16 protein-coding genes are annotated in these 16,660 nt (G+C 72.1%); 4 read left to right on the forward strand and 12 right to left on the reverse strand.

Features of this window, described 5'->3' with window-relative positions; translation table 11 throughout:
- Positions 1-119: 119 nt before the first annotated feature.
- From AB0J04_RS42080 to AB0J04_RS42095, 4 genes are all read right to left on the reverse strand, one after another.
- On the reverse strand, positions 120-1,037 hold the full coding sequence (locus AB0J04_RS42080; RefSeq protein WP_363173983.1) for a uracil-DNA glycosylase: 918 nt from the start codon (positions 1,035-1,037) through the stop codon (positions 120-122).
- A gap of 115 nt (positions 1,038-1,152) precedes the next feature.
- Positions 1,153-1,845 carry a class I SAM-dependent methyltransferase gene (locus tag AB0J04_RS42085; RefSeq protein WP_363173984.1) on the reverse strand — a complete coding sequence of 231 codons (693 nt, stop codon included), beginning with the start codon at positions 1,843-1,845 and terminating at the stop codon, positions 1,153-1,155.
- 130 nt (positions 1,846-1,975) lie between these two features.
- Positions 1,976-3,121, reverse strand: coding sequence for a DUF6596 domain-containing protein (locus AB0J04_RS42090; protein WP_363173985.1), 1,146 nt, complete (start codon positions 3,119-3,121; stop codon positions 1,976-1,978).
- Between the two features lie 8 nt (positions 3,122-3,129).
- Positions 3,130-3,537 (reverse strand): YciI family protein, encoded by a 408-nt coding sequence (locus tag AB0J04_RS42095; protein ID WP_363173986.1) that lies wholly within the window; start codon positions 3,535-3,537, stop codon positions 3,130-3,132.
- Positions 3,538-3,692: 155 nt separating this feature from the next.
- Between AB0J04_RS42095 and AB0J04_RS42100 the strand changes: the two genes are divergently transcribed.
- Positions 3,693-3,959 (forward strand): DUF6343 family protein, encoded by a 267-nt coding sequence (locus AB0J04_RS42100; RefSeq protein WP_363173996.1) that lies wholly within the window; start codon positions 3,693-3,695, stop codon positions 3,957-3,959.
- Between the two features lie 34 nt (positions 3,960-3,993).
- Here AB0J04_RS42100 and AB0J04_RS42105 read toward each other — a convergent pair whose 3' ends face one another.
- From AB0J04_RS42105 to rpsA, 4 genes are all read right to left on the reverse strand, one after another.
- Positions 3,994-4,374 (reverse strand): tetratricopeptide repeat protein, encoded by a 381-nt coding sequence (locus AB0J04_RS42105; protein WP_363173987.1) that lies wholly within the window; start codon positions 4,372-4,374, stop codon positions 3,994-3,996.
- Between the two features lie 50 nt (positions 4,375-4,424).
- Positions 4,425-5,045, reverse strand: a complete 621-nt coding sequence (gene coaE / locus AB0J04_RS42110) for a dephospho-CoA kinase (protein WP_363173988.1) — start codon at positions 5,043-5,045, stop codon at positions 4,425-4,427.
- 86 nt (positions 5,046-5,131) lie between these two features.
- Positions 5,132-6,070, reverse strand: a complete 939-nt coding sequence (locus AB0J04_RS42115) for a PAC2 family protein (RefSeq protein ID WP_363173989.1) — start codon at positions 6,068-6,070, stop codon at positions 5,132-5,134.
- Between the two features lie 273 nt (positions 6,071-6,343).
- The gene (gene rpsA / locus AB0J04_RS42120) at positions 6,344-7,846 is read right to left on the reverse strand and encodes a 30S ribosomal protein S1 (RefSeq protein ID WP_363173990.1); all 1,503 of its coding nucleotides are present in this window, start codon (positions 7,844-7,846) and stop codon (positions 6,344-6,346) included.
- A gap of 380 nt (positions 7,847-8,226) precedes the next feature.
- Between rpsA and AB0J04_RS42125 the strand changes: the two genes are divergently transcribed.
- A complete protein-coding gene (locus AB0J04_RS42125; RefSeq protein WP_363173997.1) occupies positions 8,227-9,048 on the forward strand; it encodes a class I SAM-dependent methyltransferase in 822 nt (273 codons plus the stop codon).
- 79 nt (positions 9,049-9,127) lie between these two features.
- Positions 9,128-11,650 (forward strand): ATP-dependent helicase HrpB, encoded by a 2,523-nt coding sequence (hrpB, locus tag AB0J04_RS42130; RefSeq protein ID WP_363173998.1) that lies wholly within the window; start codon positions 9,128-9,130, stop codon positions 11,648-11,650.
- On the opposite strand, the gene AB0J04_RS42135 is transcribed toward hrpB, so the two are convergent.
- The 3 genes from AB0J04_RS42135 to AB0J04_RS42145 all read right to left on the reverse strand — a co-directional run bounded on the left by AB0J04_RS42135 (position 11,640) and on the right by AB0J04_RS42145 (position 14,738).
- Positions 11,640-12,632 (reverse strand): DUF3068 domain-containing protein, encoded by a 993-nt coding sequence (locus AB0J04_RS42135; protein ID WP_363173991.1) that lies wholly within the window; start codon positions 12,630-12,632, stop codon positions 11,640-11,642. The two genes, hrpB and AB0J04_RS42135, sit on opposite strands and share 11 nt — an antisense overlap.
- A 61-nt stretch (positions 12,633-12,693) precedes the next feature.
- Complete coding sequence (locus tag AB0J04_RS42140; RefSeq protein WP_363173992.1) at positions 12,694-12,828, reverse strand: SPW_0924 family protein; 135 nt, start codon at positions 12,826-12,828, stop codon at positions 12,694-12,696.
- A gap of 140 nt (positions 12,829-12,968) precedes the next feature.
- Positions 12,969-14,738 (reverse strand): lytic murein transglycosylase, encoded by a 1,770-nt coding sequence (locus AB0J04_RS42145; protein ID WP_363173993.1) that lies wholly within the window; start codon positions 14,736-14,738, stop codon positions 12,969-12,971.
- Between the two features lie 357 nt (positions 14,739-15,095).
- Between AB0J04_RS42145 and AB0J04_RS42150 the strand changes: the two genes are divergently transcribed.
- Positions 15,096-15,968, forward strand: a complete 873-nt coding sequence (locus AB0J04_RS42150; RefSeq protein WP_363173994.1) for a DUF4184 family protein — start codon at positions 15,096-15,098, stop codon at positions 15,966-15,968.
- On the opposite strand, the gene AB0J04_RS42155 is transcribed toward AB0J04_RS42150, so the two are convergent.
- Positions 15,934-16,332: a hypothetical protein gene (locus AB0J04_RS42155; RefSeq protein WP_363173995.1), complete on the reverse strand. Its 399-nt coding sequence runs from the start codon at positions 16,330-16,332 to the stop codon at positions 15,934-15,936. The two genes, AB0J04_RS42150 and AB0J04_RS42155, sit on opposite strands and share 35 nt — an antisense overlap.
- Between the last annotated feature and the right edge of the window lie 328 nt (positions 16,333-16,660).

A 16,660-nucleotide genomic window follows, 5' to 3' on the forward strand; every position in this document is an offset into this window, starting at 1 on the left:
GTGCGTGCTCTCGGTGTGCCGGGCGAGAGTCCTCGTAGCGGAGCTACTAGGGCTTTCGCCCGGTGCGGCGAGAGCACGTGCCGAACGCCGCGACGCCGCGGAGATCCATCAGAAGCCCCCTAGGGCCTGTCCGGCCGATCACGTCGCAGGAGAGCGACGGCACGATCGGCCGGACGGTCCTGGACCCGCCCGACCTCATCCCGACCGATCGCCGGTCCCCCTGCCACCCCCGCAGCCGTGCGCAGCACATCCCGCAGCATCGCGGGCGTGAGCCTGCCGGTGAAGGTGTTGCGCTGGCTGACGTGGAAGCAGCCGAAGACGTCGAGGGCGTGACCGTCGTCCGGGCCGGCGAGCGTCACCCGAGTCCCGTGCGCGAAGGCGGGCCTCGGCCGGGGCACGGTCCAGCCCGCCTCGGCGAACGCGGGCAGCGCGGCCTGCCAGCCGAAGGCGCCGAGGACGACGACCGCACGCAGCGTCGGCCGCAGCAGCCGCAGCTCCTGCACGAGCCAGGGCCGACAGGCGTCCCGCTCTCCGGGGGTGGGCTTGTTGGCGGGCGGCGCGCAGTGCACCGGCGAGGTGATACGAACGCCGTGCAGCTCCAGACCGTCGTCGGCGGCGACGGCGGTGGGCTGCGAGGCGAGCCCCACGTCGTACAACGCCTGATACAGCACGTCTCCGGAACGGTCGCCCGTGAACATACGCCCCGTACGGTTCCCGCCGTGCGCGGCCGGGGCGAGCCCGACGATCAGCAGCCGCGCGTCGGGCGGCCCGAACCCGGGAACGGGCCGCCCCCAGTACGTCCAGTCCGCGAAGGCCGCCCGCTTGGTCCGCGCCACCTCCTCACGCCAGGCCACCAACCGGGGGCACGCCCGGCAGCCCGCGACCCGCCGGTCGAGCTCGACGAGGGCGGAGGCGACGGAGGCGACGGAGGCGACGGGTGCCGAAGGCGCACAGGGCACAGTGGGCACAGTGGGCACAGCGGGCACAGCGGGCACAGCGGGGACGGTGGAGTGGGAGGAGGCGTCGGGGGCGTCCATGTGTCCACCGTAAGACCACGGCGGATGGATCCGGGTGGGTATCTTCCCGGGCCCCTCCCCCTCCCCCTCCCCCTCCCCCTCCCTCCCCCGTCCCCTGCGTCTGCTCCTCCGCCGCCTACACCTCCATCTCCGCTTCCGGTACCGCCCGCACCCAGATCCGGTCCTCGGTCAGGTACCGGTCCACGCGCAGGCCTGCTTCCGCCAGTGCCTCCTCGAACTGTTCCTCGGTCAGGGGACGGGTCCGGAAGGTCTGGGTCCACACCGCGTCCGGGAACTCGTACTCCGCGCGCACGGGGTGGACGCCGTTCTCGGCCGGACCGGCCGAGGTGATCCGTAATGTGAAGCCGCTCGGGTCGACGCGCTCGCGCGGCAGGGCGGTGTGGTAGTCCTCTCCCTCTCGTTGGATCAGCACGCACCCGCCCTTCGCGAGGTGCCGTGCGCAGGCGCGCAGCATCTTTCGCCGTACTGCGACGTCCCCGTTGTGCACGAGGAACGACGCGAGCATGACCACGTCGAACGTCTCTTCCAGGTCGAGGTCCTCGACCGGGCTGCATATCGTGCGCGCCCCGCGGACTCGCTCGAGCATTTCTGCGGACTCGTCCACCGCCGTGACCGTGAACCCGCGTTCCAGCAGGGCGTGGGTCACCCGCCCGGCACCGCTGCCCAGTTCCAGGATGTGTGCGCCCGCGGGCACCGCCGCGGAGATGATGTCCGGTTCGTTCCCCACGGGCAGGCGCGAGTAGAACTCGACCGCGCAGCCGTCCGGTGTGATGGCGCCGGGACCCGTTCCCTCGTATCCCTCTCGCATGTGTCGTTTCATGCCAGTCCAACGGCCCGTCGGCGTCGGGGCGTTCCCCTTCTCGATCGGCTCACTCGTTCGAGGGAAAGCTCTGTGTTCGAGCGTCGCTGGAGCCGAGAGCATGAGCGAGCGCGGCCCGTCAGCGGCGCCGGCGGGTGTTGAGCCGGGCGGCCTGGCGGGTCAGGTGGTCGCGTTCGGCGCGGTTGGGTGCCTTGTGGGCCGCTTCGGCGTACAGCCGTGCCGCGGTCGTCAGGTCGCCGTCGCGCTCGTGGAGGTATGCCGCCACCGCGGTGTGGCGGGGCAGGGAGGCGTCCAGGGCCGCGAGCGCCGCCAGGCCGGCGCGCGGTCCGTCGGCCTCTCCGACGGCGACCGCGCGGTTGAGTCGGACGACCGGGTTGTCGGTCAGGCGGGTGAGTTCGTCGTACCACTCGACGATCTGCACCCAGTCGGTCTCCTCGGCGGTGGGCGCGTCGGCGTGGAGTGCCGCGATGGCGGCCTGGGCCTGGAACTCGCCCAGCCGGTCGCGGGCGAGGGCCGTCTGGAGGATCCCGACGCCCTCGGCGATCAACGCCGTGTTCCACCGGCGGCGGTCCTGTTCGGCGAGCGGCACCAGGCTGCCGTCGGGCGTGGTCCGAGCGGCGCGGCGGGCGTGGTGGAGCAGCATGAGGGCGAGGAGCCCGGCGGCCTCGGGGTGGTCGATGGCGGCCGCGAGTTGCCGGGTGAGGCGGATGGCCTCGGCGGCGAGGTCGACGTCGCCGGAGTAGCCCTCGTTGAAGACCAGGTAGAGGACGCGCAGCACGGTGGCGACGTCGCCGGGCTGGTCGAATCGCACGTCGGAGACGGTGCGTTTGGCCCGGCTGATGCGTTGCGCCATGGTTGCCTCGGGCACCAGATAGGCCTGGGCGATCTGGCGGGTGGTGAGACCGCCGACCGCGCGCAGGGTGAGTGCGACGGCGGACGCCGGGGTCAGTGACGGGTGGGCGCAGAGGAAGTAGAGATGGAGGGTGTCGTCGGCCGCGGGGGCGGGTCCGGGTGCGGGTTCCTCGTCGACGAGGTCCTCACGGCGGCGGCGGGAGGCATCCGCGCGGGTCGCGTCGAGGAACCGGTGCCAGGCCACGGTGACCAGCCAGCCCTTCGCGTCGCGCGGAGGGTCGGCCGGCCAGACGCGGACCGCTTGGAGGAGTGCGTCCTGCACGGCGTCCTCGGCCGCCGCGAAGTCGGCTCCGCGGCGGACGAGGATCGCGAGCACACCGGGGGTGAGGCTGCGCAGCTGTGCCTCGTCCATGGGCTGGGTCACTCCGTGACGGTGGGCGGCTCGGTCAGGAACGGGCGCAGTTCGAGCCACTCGTGGATGGGTTCGCCGCCTGCGCCCGGGGCGGCGGACAGCTCTCCGGCCAGTTCGAGGGCGCGTTCGTAGCTGTCGACGTCGATCACCATCCAGCCGGCGATGAGGTCCTTGGTCTCGGCGAACGGACCGTCGGTGACCGGCGGGCGGCCTTCGCCGTCGTACCGGACGAAGGTGCCGCCGGGGGCGAGTGCCTGGCCGTCGACGTACTCGCCGGTGCCTTCGAGTCGGGTGGCGAAGTCGCGCATGTACTGCACGTGGGCGGAGATCTCCTCGGGCGTCCACTTCTCCATCGGCACGTCGTTGACCGCGGCCGGGGCGCCTCGGTAGTGCTTGAGCAGCAGGTACTTGGCCACGGTGTTCCTCCTCGCTGGTGCGACCCATTGTGGTCGCGTTCATTGCGGGGACGGAGCAGGGCACGGGTTCTCGACATCGTCGTCCGGCTTTTTTGGCGCGCGCTTTTCTGGGTTCGCGTGGAGGAGTACGTTGCAGAGTGGGAGCGGTGATCGAGATGCGTACGGGCAGTGAGCCGGCGACAGCGCGCAGTGCGCTGCGGATGCGTCTGTGGCTGACCCTGTGGGGTCTGGCCTGGGCGATCTTCGGGACGGTCGCGTTCGCGCTCGTGGGGCGCCCGGGGTGGGCAGCGGCGTGCGGGGTGTTGTGGGTGGTGATCACCGTCGATCTGACGTTTGTTCTCCGGCACCTTCGGCAGGGCCCGCACTATCAGCCGGGTCGTGACATTCCGCCGTACCGGCCGCCGGAGCACCGTCATCCCTGACCGTCGCCCCTGAGCGTCGGGGTCGGGGTCGGGCTCAGGTCTCGAAGCGGGCGGCCTTCAGGTACTCGGGGTTCGGGTCGAGTGCCGCGGCCAGCCGGAAGTGGCGTTTGGCCTGGTCGCCGCGGCCTTGGCGCTCGTAGGTGCGGGCGAGCGCGAAGTGTGCGAACGCGTTGTCCGGCTCCCGCTCCAGGACGACGGTGAACTCCAGCTCGGCGGGCCGCAGTTGGGCGGCGGCGAAGAAGGCGCGCGCGCGGAGCAGCCGGGCTGCGGTGTTCTCGGGGTGTGCGGCGATGACTCGGTCGAGCAGCTTCACCGCGCCCCGCGGGTCCCGTACGGCGAGCAGCTGCTCTGCGGCACGGAAGTCGATGACGTGCGTCTCCGGAGTACGTCCGGTCGAACCTGCGGTATCGGGCACGGAAAAATCCTTCCCTTGCTCGGGGGGTTCAACGCACGGAGCGTGGGCCGCTATTCCGGGGAGGTCTCGCGCGGCGCGTGTGCTCTGCGTACGAGGTCGGACCACACGTCCTTCACGCGTCGTCGCAGTTCGGGGAGCGGTACGTCGTTGTCGATGACGATGTCGGCGATCTCCCGGCGTTTCTCGCGCGTCGCCTGGGCGGCCATGCGTGCGCGTGCGTCGTCCTGCGTCATGCCGCGCAGCCGGACGAGGCGGTCGAGCTGGGTCTCGGTGTCGGCGTCCACGACGATCACGAGGTCGTACAGGGCGGCGAGGCCGTTCTCGGTGAGGAGGGGGACGTCGTGTACGACGACGGAGTCCTCTGGGGCGGCCGTCTCCAGTTCGTGGGAGCGGGTGCCGACGAGGGGGTGCACGATGGAGTTGAGGAGGGCGAGCTTCTCGGGGTCGGCGAAGACGATCGAGCCGAGTCGGGGGCGGTCGAGGCTGCCGTCCGGGGCGAGTACGTCCTCGCCGAAGGCTTCGACGACGGCGGTGAGGCCGGGGGTGCCCGGTGCGACGACCTCGCGCGCGATCCGGTCCGCGTCGATCAGTACGGCTCCGCATTCGACGAGCAGCCGTGACACCTCGCTCTTGCCGGCGCCGATCCCGCCGGTCAGGCCCACTTTCAGCATGACGGGAAGCTTAGGGCCTGCCGCTGACAATGGACCCGGCAGGCCCGCCGCCTCTTGTGCGGGGCCCACGACGCCTTGCGGGGCGGTCAGCCCTCGCCTTCTCGCTCCGCGAGGAAGCGTTCGAACTCCAGCCCGATCTCGTCCGCCGACGGGATGTCGACCGGCTCGGCGAGCATGTTGCCGCGGGTCTCGGCGCCGGCGGCGGCGTCGTACTGGTGTTCCAGGCCCTGGACGAGGGAGGTGAGTTCCTCGTCGCCCTCCTGGATCTGGCGGTCGATCTCGGTCTGGGTGCGGTGCGCGTCGGTGCGCAGGGCGTGTGCGATGCCCGGGAGGACCAGGCCGGTGGCTGCCGTGACCGCTTCCAGGACGGTCAGCGCCGCGTCCGGGTACGTCGAGCGGGCGATGTAGTGCGGGACGTGCGCGGCGACGCCCAGGATGTCGTGGCCGGCCTCCATGAGGCGGTACTCGACGAGTGCCTCGGCGCTGCCGGGGACCTGGGCCTCGTCGAAGGGGCTCCGGTGGCCGGGCACGAGGTCCGTGCGGTTGCCGTGCGGGGTGAGGCCGACGGGGCGCGTGTGGGGGACGCCCATGGGGATGCCGTGGAAGTTGACCGACAGGCGGACGCCGAGCCGCTCCACGATCTGTTTCACGGCGACGGCGAAGCGCTCCCACTCGACGTCCGGCTCGGGGCCGGACAGCAGCAGGAAGGGCGCGCCCGTGGTGTCCTGCACGAGCCGCACCTCGATGGCCGGCTCCTCGTACTCGGTCCACCGGTCGCGCTTGAAGGTCAGCAGCGGGCGGCGGGCGCGGTAGTCGACGAGCCGGTCGTGGTCGAAGCGGGCGACGAGTTGGTGGGGCAGCGAGTCGAGCAGCCGGTCGACGATCTGGTCGCCGGTCTCGCCCGCGTCGATGTATCCGTCGAAGTGGTAGAGCATGACAAGTCCGGCCGACTCCTGTGCCAGCGCCATGTCGACGACGGCCAGGCCTTTCGGCTCCCATGCGTACAAACCCTGCGGATCAAGCACTTGGACCGCTCCTCCTCGTGTTCCTCCTGCACAACGCGCGTGGAGGCGTGGGCATTCCCGCCCGACGTCCTTGATCAGCCGAGTCTTACCGCGTTTTCATGACGCGCAGGTCAAGCCCAACTCCCTTGCGGAGTGCGGGGAACCGCGCGGCCGACCCCCACGGGCCGCCGGCCCGTCGACGAGCCCGTGCCGACCGTTCCGCGGCAAAGCTGAAGGCCCGCACCTCGAAAGGTACGGGCCCTCAGTCAGCTACTGGAGCTCAGCGGCAAGCGATCAGCTCTGGCCGCCGGCCAGCTTCTCGCGGAGCGCGGCAAGCGCCTCGTCCGAGGCCAGCGCGCCGGAGGTGTCGGCGCCCTCGGAGGAGTACGAACCGCCGCCGCCGCCACCGGCAGCAGCCGGAGCAGCAGCCTCGCCGCCCTCGGCCGCAGCGGCCTCGTCGGCCTCGCGGGACTTGATGACCTGAGCCTGGTGCTGCTCGAAGCGCGTCTGCGCCTCGGCGTACTGGTGCTCCCAGGCCTCGCGCTGGGTCTCGTAGCCCTCGAGCCAGTCGTTGGTCTCGGGGTCGAAGCCCTCGGGGTAGATGTAGTTCCCCTGGTCGTCGTACGACGCGGCCATGCCGTACAGGGTCGGGTCGAACTCGACCGAGGCCGGGTCGGCACCGAAGGACTCGTTGGCCTGCTTCAGCGAGAGGCTGATGCGACGGCGCTCGAGGTCGATGTCGATGACCTTGACGAAGATCTCGTCGTTGACCTGGACGACCTGCTCCGGGATCTCCACGTGGCGCTCGGCCAGCTCGGAGATGTGGACCAGACCCTCGATGCCCTCGTCCACGCGGACGAACGCACCGAACGGAACCAGCTTCGTGACCTTGCCGGGCACGACCTGGCCGATCTGGTGGGTGCGGGCGAACTGCTGCCACGGGTCTTCCTGCGTCGCCTTCAGCGACAGGGAGACACGCTCGCGGTCCATGTCGACGTCGAGAACCTCGACGGTGACTTCCTGGCCGACCTCGACAACCTCGGACGGGTGGTCGATGTGCTTCCAGGAGAGCTCGGAGACGTGGACGAGACCGTCGACGCCACCGAGGTCCACGAACGCACCGAAGTTGACGATCGAGGAGACGACGCCGGAGCGGACCTGGCCCTTCTGCAGGGTCGTGAGGAAGGTCTGGCGGACCTCGCTCTGGGTCTGCTCCAGCCAGGCACGGCGGGACAGGACCACGTTGTTGCGGTTCTTGTCCAGCTCGATGATCTTCGCCTCGAGCTCCTTGCCCACGTAGGGCTGGAGGTCGCGGACGCGGCGCATCTCGACGAGGGAAGCCGGCAGGAAGCCACGGAGGCCGATGTCGAGGATGAGTCCACCCTTGACGACCTCGATGACGGTACCGGTGACGATGCCGTCCTCTTCCTTGATCTTCTCGATGGTGCCCCAGGCGCGCTCGTACTGGGCGCGCTTCTTCGAGAGGATCAGGCGGCCTTCCTTGTCCTCCTTCTGGAGAACAAGGGCTTCGATCTCGTCACCGACGGCGACGACCTCATTGGGGTCGACGTCGTGCTTGATCGAGAGCTCGCGGCTCGGGATGACACCTTCGGTCTTGTAACCGATGTCGAGGAGAACCTCGTCCCGGTCAACCTTGACGATGACGCCGTCGACGATGTCACCATCGTTGAAGTACTTGATCGTCTCGTCGATAGCGGCGAGGAATGCTTCCTCGTTACCGATGTCGTTGACCGCAACCTGCGGGGTGGTGGCGGTGGTCTCGGTGCTGCTCGTCATGTGGGAAAGGGCTCCGGTACGGACATTGAAGTCGTAGGTACTGCTACGCCGGGAGCCCGTGTCGCTCTGAAGAAGCCGGACAGCCAAGGAAGCGCCACACCGGTGAACCGGTGGTGACGCCTCGACAACCGAGGGGACATACAACAGATGCGAGCGCAGCCTGCTAGGTCTGAGGTGCGCAGGCCCGCAGCGCAACTTGTAGCATACGGGGGCAGCCGGACAGGGTCAATGCGCGAAGGCGCACACCCGGGGCAGATCGCCGCATACCCGGCACAAAACCTTTCTCCTGAGGCCACGCGGGCCGCAGGAAGCCCCTTCGGTGACACCTGAGCGGCACCGTCGGGCGGGTTGCACGGAAGAGTACGACGAGGGAGCCGATCATCCAAGAGCCCAGATCGTCCGAGCCGGCCTTCGAGCCGGAAGCCACCCGACGTGACGCCGACGTCGCCGAGAGCTCCCGGGCCAACCGGGGCTGGTGGGACCGCAACGCGGACGAATACCAGATCGAGCACGGCACTTTCCTCGGCGACGACCGCTTCGTGTGGGGTCCCGAGGGTCTGGACGAGGTGGAGGCCGAGCTGCTCGGCCCGCCGGAGGAACTGAAGGGGAAGGCGGTCCTGGAGATCGGCGCCGGCGCGGCCCAGTGCGCGCGCTGGCTGGCCGCGCAGGGCGCCCGGCCGGTCGCCCTGGACCTCTCCCACCGCCAGCTCCAGCACGCGCTGCGCATCGGCGGGGCGTTCCCTCTGGTGTGCGCCGACGCGGGCGCGCTGCCCTTCGCGGACGCCTCCTTCGACCTGGCCTGCTCGGCGTACGGGGCGCTGCCCTTCGTCGCCGACCCGGTGCAGGTCCTGCAGGAGGTGCGGCGGGTGCTGCGGCCGGGGGGCCGTTTCGTGTTCTCGGTGACCCACCCGATCCGCTGGGCGTTCCCGGACGAGCCGGGGCCCGAGGGCCTGTCGGTGTCCTCGTCCTACTTCGACCGCACTCCTTATGTCGAGCAGGACGACCAGGGCCGCGCGGTGTACGTGGAGCACCACCGCACGCTCGGCGACCGGGTCCGCGACATCGTGGCGGGCGGCTTCCGCCTGGTGGACCTGGTGGAGCCTGAGTGGCCGGCCTGGAACTCGTCGGAGTGGGGCGGCTGGTCCCCGCTGCGCGGGAACCTGATCCCGGGGACGGCCGTCTTCGTCTGCGAACGCGACTAGGGCCTGGCCGGCCGGACAGGCCCTGGCGGGCGGCTCGGCCGTGGGCGGCTCAGGGGAGCCGTACGACACTAGGGGCGTGATGCCCCGTGACGACGCCCTGGACGCGCTGCCTGTGCGCGTTGCGCTGCCCGCCCTGAACGACGCGCTGGAGGGGCACGGCACCGCCGTGCTCGCCGCGCCGACCGGCACCGGCAAGACGACGCTGGTGCCGCTGGCGCTGGCCGGGCTGCTGGGCGAGGGGCCCGCGCGGCGGGTGGTGGTGGCCGAACCGCGGCGGATCGCGGCGCGGGCGGCCGCCCGGCGGATGGCGTGGCTGCTGGGCGAGAAGGCCGGGGACAGCGTCGGGTACACCGTGCGCGGGGAGCGGGTCGTCGGACGGCACACGCGCGTGGAGGTCGTCACGACCGGCGTGCTGTTGCAGCGGCTCCAGCGCGACCAGGAGCTGACGGGCGTCGACGTGGTGATGCTGGACGAGTGCCACGAGCGGCATCTCGACGCGGACACGTCGGCCGCGTTCCTGTGGGACGTGCGCGAGACGCTGCGCCCGGAGCTGCGGCTGGTGGCGGCCTCGGCGACGACCGACACGGCCGGGTGGGCGCGGCTGCTGGGCGGGGCGCCGGTGGTGGAGGCCCGGGCGTCCGCGTTCGACGTCGAGGTGGTGCACGCGCCCCCGGCCCGGCCGGTGCGGCCGCCGCACGGGATGCGGGTGGATCCCGCGCTGCTGACGCATGTGGCGTCGGTGGTGCGGCGGGCGCTGGCCGAGCGGTCGGGGGACGTGGTGTGCTTCCTGCCGGGTGTCGGGGAGATCGCGCGGGTCGCGGGTCTGCTCGGGGCGCCGGCCGGCGTGGACGTGCTCCAGGTGCACGGGCGGGCGCCGGCGGCGGTGCAGGACGCGGTGCTGGCGCCCGGTGCGCGGCGTCGGGTGGTGCTGGCGACCTCGGTGGCGGAGTCCTCGCTGACGGTTCCCGGGGTGCGGGTGGTCGTCGACTCGGGGCTGGCGCGGGAGCCGCGGGTGGATCACGCGCGCGGGCTGAGCGCGCTGGCGACGGTGCGGGCCTCGCGGGCGGCGGGACGGCAGCGGGCGGGCCGGGCCGGGCGGGAGGCTCCGGGTGTGGTGTACCGGTGCTGGGCGGAGGCCGAGGAGGCCCGTCTGCCGCTGTTCCCGGCCCCCGAGATCAAAGTGGCCGACCTGACGGCGTTCGCCCTTCAGGCGGCCTGCTGGGGCGATCCGGAGGCGTCCGGGCTGGCGTTGCTGGATGCACCGCCGGGCGGGGCGATGGCGGCGGCGAGGTCTGTGCTGACGGCGATCGGCGCGGTGGACTCCCTGGGTCGGGCCACGGAGCGGGGGGTGCGGCTGGCCCGGCTCGGACTGCATCCCCGGCTGGGGCGGGCGCTGCTGGACGGGGCCTCGGTCGTCGGGGTGGAGCGGGCGGCGGAGGTGATCGCGCTGCTGAGCGAGGAGGCTCCCCGGGAGTACGGGGACGATCTTGCCGCCGCTCTGCGGAGTGCGCGGCGTGGGGGTGACGCCTACTCCGGGCGGTGGCGTTCCGAGGTGAGGCGGCTGCGGGCCGTAGTCGCCGCAGACGTCTCCGACGCACCCGTCCATGGCTCCCCTGCGGGAGAGGGGAGCGTCGAGCGCTCGGCGGGGCTCGTCGCCGCTCTCGCTTTTCCCGAGCGGCTCGCCAAGGCCGACGGCGGTTCCTATCTCATGGTCTCCGGTACCCGGGCCGCGGTCCGCGAGGGCACTGGTCTGCGGGGTGCTCCCTGGCTCGCCGTCGCCGTCGCCGACCGGCCTGTGGGCAAGGGCCACGCGCGCGTGCAGCTCGCGGCGGTCGTGGACGAGGGGGCGGCCCGGGTCGCGGCCGGGGTGTTGCTCGACGAGCGGGACGAGGTGCACTGGGCCGACGGGGACGTCGTGGCGCGGCGGGTCGAGCGGCTCGGGGCGGTGGAGCTGGCGGTGCGTCCGCTGCGGGACGTCGACGCCGGGCTCGTCCGCGATGCGCTGCTCGAAGGGCTGGAGAAGGAGGGGCTGCGGTTGCTGCGGTGGTCGCCCGCGGCGGGCGTCCTGCGGCAGCGGCTCGCGTTTTTGCGGCGGCGGGTCGGGGAGCCGTGGCCCGATGTCTCGGACGCGTCGTTGCACGCGCGTGTGGACGAATGGCTGGAACCCGAGCTGAGCCGGGCCCGGCGGCGGGGCGATCTGGGGCGGATCGATGCCGGGGAGGCGCTCGGCCGGCTGCTGCCGTGGGCCTCCGGTGAGGCGGCCCGGCTGGACGAGCTGGCGCCCGAGCGGATCACGGTTCCCAGCGGGTCCAGGGTCCGGGTCGACTATGCCGACCCCGAGCGGCCGGTGCTGGCGGTGAAGCTGCAGGAGATGTTCGGGGCGGCCGAGACTCCGCGCGTCGCGGGCGTGCCGGTGACCGTGCATCTCCTCTCCCCCGCAGGGCGGCCCGCGGCCGTCACGGCCGATCTGGCCTCCTTCTGGAAGGAGGGCTACAAGGGGGTGCGGGCGGAGTTGCGCGGCCGGTATCCGAAGCATCCCTGGCCCGAGGATCCGGCCGGCGCGGAGCCGACCCGGTTCACCAACGCGCGGCTCAGGCGGTGACGGGCTGCGGGGCGGCGGGTTCGGCAGGGGTCGGCTGCCGCGGGCGGCGGGCGCGCGCCTCCAGCCAGAGGGAGAGGGTCAGCAGCAGGAGGCCCAGCGTCAGGAAACCCCAGGGCAGGTAGGACGTCAGCAGCAGGACCAGGCTGCGGTTGGACTTCACCACGGACAGGGTGTGTTCGATGTAGTCCTCACGCATCTTGACGTGGCCGGCGAACGCGGTGACCTTCTCACGGCCTGCGAGCAAGGTGCCGCCGCGCAGTTCCTCCTGGTGGATCTCCTCGCCGTAGACGGGTGCTCCGGTGACCGGTTCGACCCAGAACTTGCGGACCGTGGTGTACCAGCGGGTGGTGCCGGTCTTGGCGACGTCCTCGGGCGTGATGCCCGCGACGGGCAGGATCTTGGGCATCGAGACCTTGGTCCAGGGGACGGTCTGCTCGAAGTAGTAGACCTCCAGGCCGCGGAAGGTCTGGGTGCCCTTGTAGTGGATGGGGGCCGTGGTGCGGGTCTGGGCGTCGAAGTACTGGTAGTCCCGCTTCTCCGTCAGGAACGGCCACTTGAACTCGATGCCCTCGCGGCGGACCGGGTCGCCGTCGACGGACTCGCCGGTGGCGTGCACGGGTTCCTGTGTGTGGGCGTCGAAGATGTAGCGCTCGGGGACCTTGGAGACCATCTTGCCGTCGGGTCCCTGGATGTAGGACAGGCCGTCCCAGACGACGACGTCGCGGCCTGCCGTCTTCTCGATCTTCTCGGAGGCCTCCACGTTGCCCTTGAGGGTCTGCACGATGGTGACTTTGGGGACGGTGCGAGCGGTCATGCCGTCGTAGTCGAGGAGGGTGGCGTTCTTCGCCTCCAGGACCATCGTCTGGTATTCGTTCGCCGGGATCTTGGCCAGGCGGGGGAAGGCGTACCAGCGCAGCAGGGGGGACAGCGCCGCGAAGAACACGGCGAGGGCGAGCAGGATCAGGGCGGCCTTGCGGCGCATCTCGGCCTCCTTCGCGAGCGGACCGGGCGGAGCGTCTGCGGACAGTCGGCGGGCGGCGGTCCTACGGGTGGGCGGGGACCGTCGTCAGCATGGGTTTCGGGGAGGTCTTGGCGGTCGGCGTGCCCAGTGCGGTGAGGGTGAGGACCAGGGCGAACGCGACGGCGAGACCGGTCGCGGCGGCGATCAGGGCACGCATACGGGCCTCCCGACTTAACTGACAGGTCGTCAGGTCCGGCACGGTAGCAATGCGCGCGCGAGATGAGAACAGGTCGCGCACGACGACGACGGCGGCGCCCCTCTCGGAAGAGGGGCGCCGCCGCCGTCGTGCGGGAGCTATTACGAAGCGGAGGCCGTCGACTCCGGCTCGGTGGACGCGTCGCTCGGCGTGGAGGCCGTGGCGGTGGGCGTGTCGCTCGGCGTGGAGGCCGGGGCGGTGGGCGTGTCGCTCGGCGTGGAGGCCGGGGCGGCCGTGACGGTCAGTTCGACCGTGAGGGTCGCTCCGCCGGTGGTGGTGATGCGCAGCAGGTACGTGCCGGCATTGTCGTCCGCGTACAGCTTGGGCAGCGTCAGCAGGCCGCTCGCGTCCGTCTGGAGGTCCAGGGTGCGCACGGCGTTGCCGGTGGCGGCGTCCTTGAAGTAGGGGCCGCTGCCGCTCGCGCTCGTGTCGCCGGCCGACTTGACCAGGGTGGCGGTGGCGGCGACCTTGCCCGCCGCGGCGCCCTGGTAGGTGGCCTTCACCCCGACCTGGTCGGCGAACTCGCCGCCGGCGGTGCAGGTCAGCGCAGTGCTGCCGGTGGCGACGAGGGCGTCGGCGGCGCGGGCGGTGACCGTGGCCTTGTAGTCGACGGCGGAGAGCGTGCGGCCGACGAGCGTGGCGCGGACGATGAAGTCGCCGGTGTCCTCGCCCGCCTTGAGCGCGGGTGCGAGGGCGACGCCCTTGGTGTCGGTGACGATCGTGGCGACGCTCTCGCCGCCGGCGAAGGCGGCGTCCGTGTCGCCGACGATGGTGAAGCGGATCCTGACCTTGGCGACGGTCTTGCCGGCGGCCGTCTCCGCACGGGCGGAGATCCGGTCGGCGAAGGCGCCGCCCGCCATGGCGGTGAGGCTCGCCGCGCCCGTGGCCTCCAGGTGGTCGACCGTGTCGGTCGGCGTGGGCGTCGGGTTCGGGGTGGTGGGCGTGGTCGGCTTGCCGGGAGTCGACGGCGAGGTGGGGTTGGCGGGCTTCGACGGGCCGGTCGGCGAGGTGGGCGTGGAGCCGGTGTCGTCGTCGCTGCGGTTGCCCGGCACGGTGCCGGTGCCGTCGGGGACCTCGTGCGTGCCCTTGCGGTAGTACTCCAGCCACGACAGGACGGTGTTGAGGTAGTCCGTCGAGTTGTTGTAGCTGAGGATCGCGCTGCGCATCCCGGACTGGGTGGACATGTCCCAGTCGTAGCGGCACAGGTAGTGGCCGGCGGCGAGCGCGGCGTCGTAGATGTTGTTGGGGTCCTTCTTGCCGTCGCCGTTGCCGTCGCGGCCCGCCCACGCCCAGGTGGAGGGGATGAACTGCATGGGGCCCACGGCACGGTCGTAGGTGCTGTCGCCGTCGTAGGCGCCGTTGTCGGTGTCGCTGATGTTGGCGAAGCCGTTGCCGTTGAGGACCGGGCCGAGGATCGGCGTGATCGTGGTGCCGTCGGCGGTGACGTTGCCGCCGCCCGCCTGGCCCGACTCGACCTTGCCGATGGCGGCGAGGAGTTGCCAGGGCAGGTTGCAGCCCGCCTTGGACTGTGCGAGCGCCGTCTCGGCCTTCTTGTAGGCGTCCAGGACCGTGGCGGGGATGCCCGCCTCGGCGCTGCCGGCGGCCGGGGTGGTGGTGGCGGAGCTCACGCTCGGCGCCGGGGCGGGGGTGTTCAGCGGCGGCAGGTCCGTGTAGTACGGCGAGTTGCCGGTGGCGCTGCTCGTGCCGGCGTCCGCGGAGTCCGCGGACGGAACGTCGGCGGCCGTCCGCCTGCCCTGGCTGTCGGTTGTGACGTCCGGTGCCTGGGACGCGGCGAGCGCCGCGACCACCAGTGCGGCCACAGTCGTGTTGACCGCTCCCTTGCGCAGTCTCGTGCCGATATGCGCCGACATGAAGTGAAACCCTCCCGTGGGACGCCGAACGCCCGTCTCTACGTCTGCACCCTGTTGTCTGCCGTGCCACGCTGTCTGCCGTTGCCACGCTGGTGCGGTTGCTGCTCTTGTGACGATCAACCCGCCCCGGAGGTTGCATCCGTGGGCGGTTCGCACTGTTCTGTTGTGGTGTTCGACGTGCCTCGCGGACACGGCGACCCAGGCGACCCTACGACAACTTCTTTTGCACCGGCACCCGTTCGAGCGTCGTTTTCACCGGCCGGCCACGCACTGTTGGCCGGGAACCGACCCCGCATACTGGACGTCCTTGATCACGGGGCCGCCCGGCCCGCCAACGTCCGCCTCCGGGAGCCCTGTTTGCCGTTCACGCTGAGTCACGCCGCGGCCGTGCTGCCCGCCGTCCGCGCCGACGGCACCGGCCGCGGGCGGCTGGTGCCGGCCGCGCTGCTGGCGGGCTCCCTCGCGCCCGACATGACCTACTACGCGGCGAGCGTCCTGTCCGGGGCGATGGAGTTCGGCGACGTCACACACTCCTTCCCCGGTGTGTTCACGGTCGACGTGCTGGTCGCGTGGGCGCTGGTGGGGCTCTGGCTGCTGGTGCGCGAACCGCTGGTGGCCCTGCTGCCCCGGGGTCGGCAGGGCCGGACGGCCGCCCTGACGCGCTGCGGAACGCCACGCGCGCGTGTACGGCCGTCCATGGTCCTGTGGTGGTACGTCTCGGCGGCTCTCGGCGCTCTGACGCATGTGGTGTGGGACGCCTTCACGCACCTCGACCGCTGGGGGATGCGACTGTTCCCCGTCCTCGGCGAGCGGATCGCCGGCTCACCGCTGTACTGGTACCTGCAGTACGGGAGTTCGGCCGTGGCCGCCGTCGTGATCGGCGCGTTCCTGACGTACGCGCTGCGCCGGACGCCCGCCGCCGAGCCGGTGGGCGTGCCCGTGCTGTCGGTGCGGGACCGCTGGTGGGCCGGCGCCGTGATCGGCGGCTGTGCGCTGGTCGCGGCGGTGCGGCGGGTCACGCGGTGGTGGGACTACTGGGGCTCGCGCGGGGCGAAGCCGTGGGAGCTCGTCCCGACGGTGTGCTTCGGGGCGGGCGCCGGGCTGGTGCTGGGAGTGCTGCTGTACGCCGTCGGCGTGCGGCTGTGGCGGCCGGGGGCCGGGGGCGGCTGCACCGGGCCGCCGCAGCCGGAGCGGGTCAGTGCGGAGCGGAGCCGTCCGGGCGTTCGGTGAGGGGCGTCGCGGTCGCGACGAAGACGGGGATCCGGCGGACCGTGCGGGCCGTACCGGGTCTGGGGAGCCGGCCCAGGACGCCGAGGGCGAGCGCCAGGAAGCCGCGCGCCGCCCCCGCCCACCGGCGCAGGCTGTCGCCCCGGGGCAGCAGCCGGGTGAGGGCGGCCGGGCGGGGCAGCCGGGCGGCCGCCGCGCGCAGGACCGTGACGGGGGTTCTCGGCAGGCGGGGCGTGGCGGCGCCGGGCGCGAGGGCGGGGCGCGGTCGCCGCCGGCGCGCCGCGCCGGGGTCGACCTGTGTGTCCGCGGTGGCCGTGACGTGCACGCGTGCGTGGGCCTTCCGGCGGTGAAGCATGCGTATACCCATGGCGGCATCCTGGCGGGCCGGGATGGGGAGAGGCCTGTTCTCGGGGGCCACGCGGGTGAGGGCTCTTCGGGGGATGACCAGGGGTGACGACGCGTCCGGGAGGGCGCCGGCTCCGCGCCACGGGACGCGAAGGGGGCCCTGCCGTCGCCGACAGGGCCCCCTTCAGCGGGCCTGAGGTATGACTCCCGCCCAGTGGGCCTGGGGGATGACTTCCGCCGTCCGGCGGAGGCCAGGAGGCTAGTGCCGCGGCAGGCAACGTTCGCCCCGTCGCGACGCCCGGCACGCACTCTCGCCGCACCGGCCGAAAGCCCAAGTACGTCCAGTACGA

The sequence above is a fragment of the Streptomyces sp. NPDC050263 genome (assembly GCF_040655955.1).
Lineage (GTDB): Bacteria > Actinomycetota > Actinomycetes > Streptomycetales > Streptomycetaceae > Streptomyces.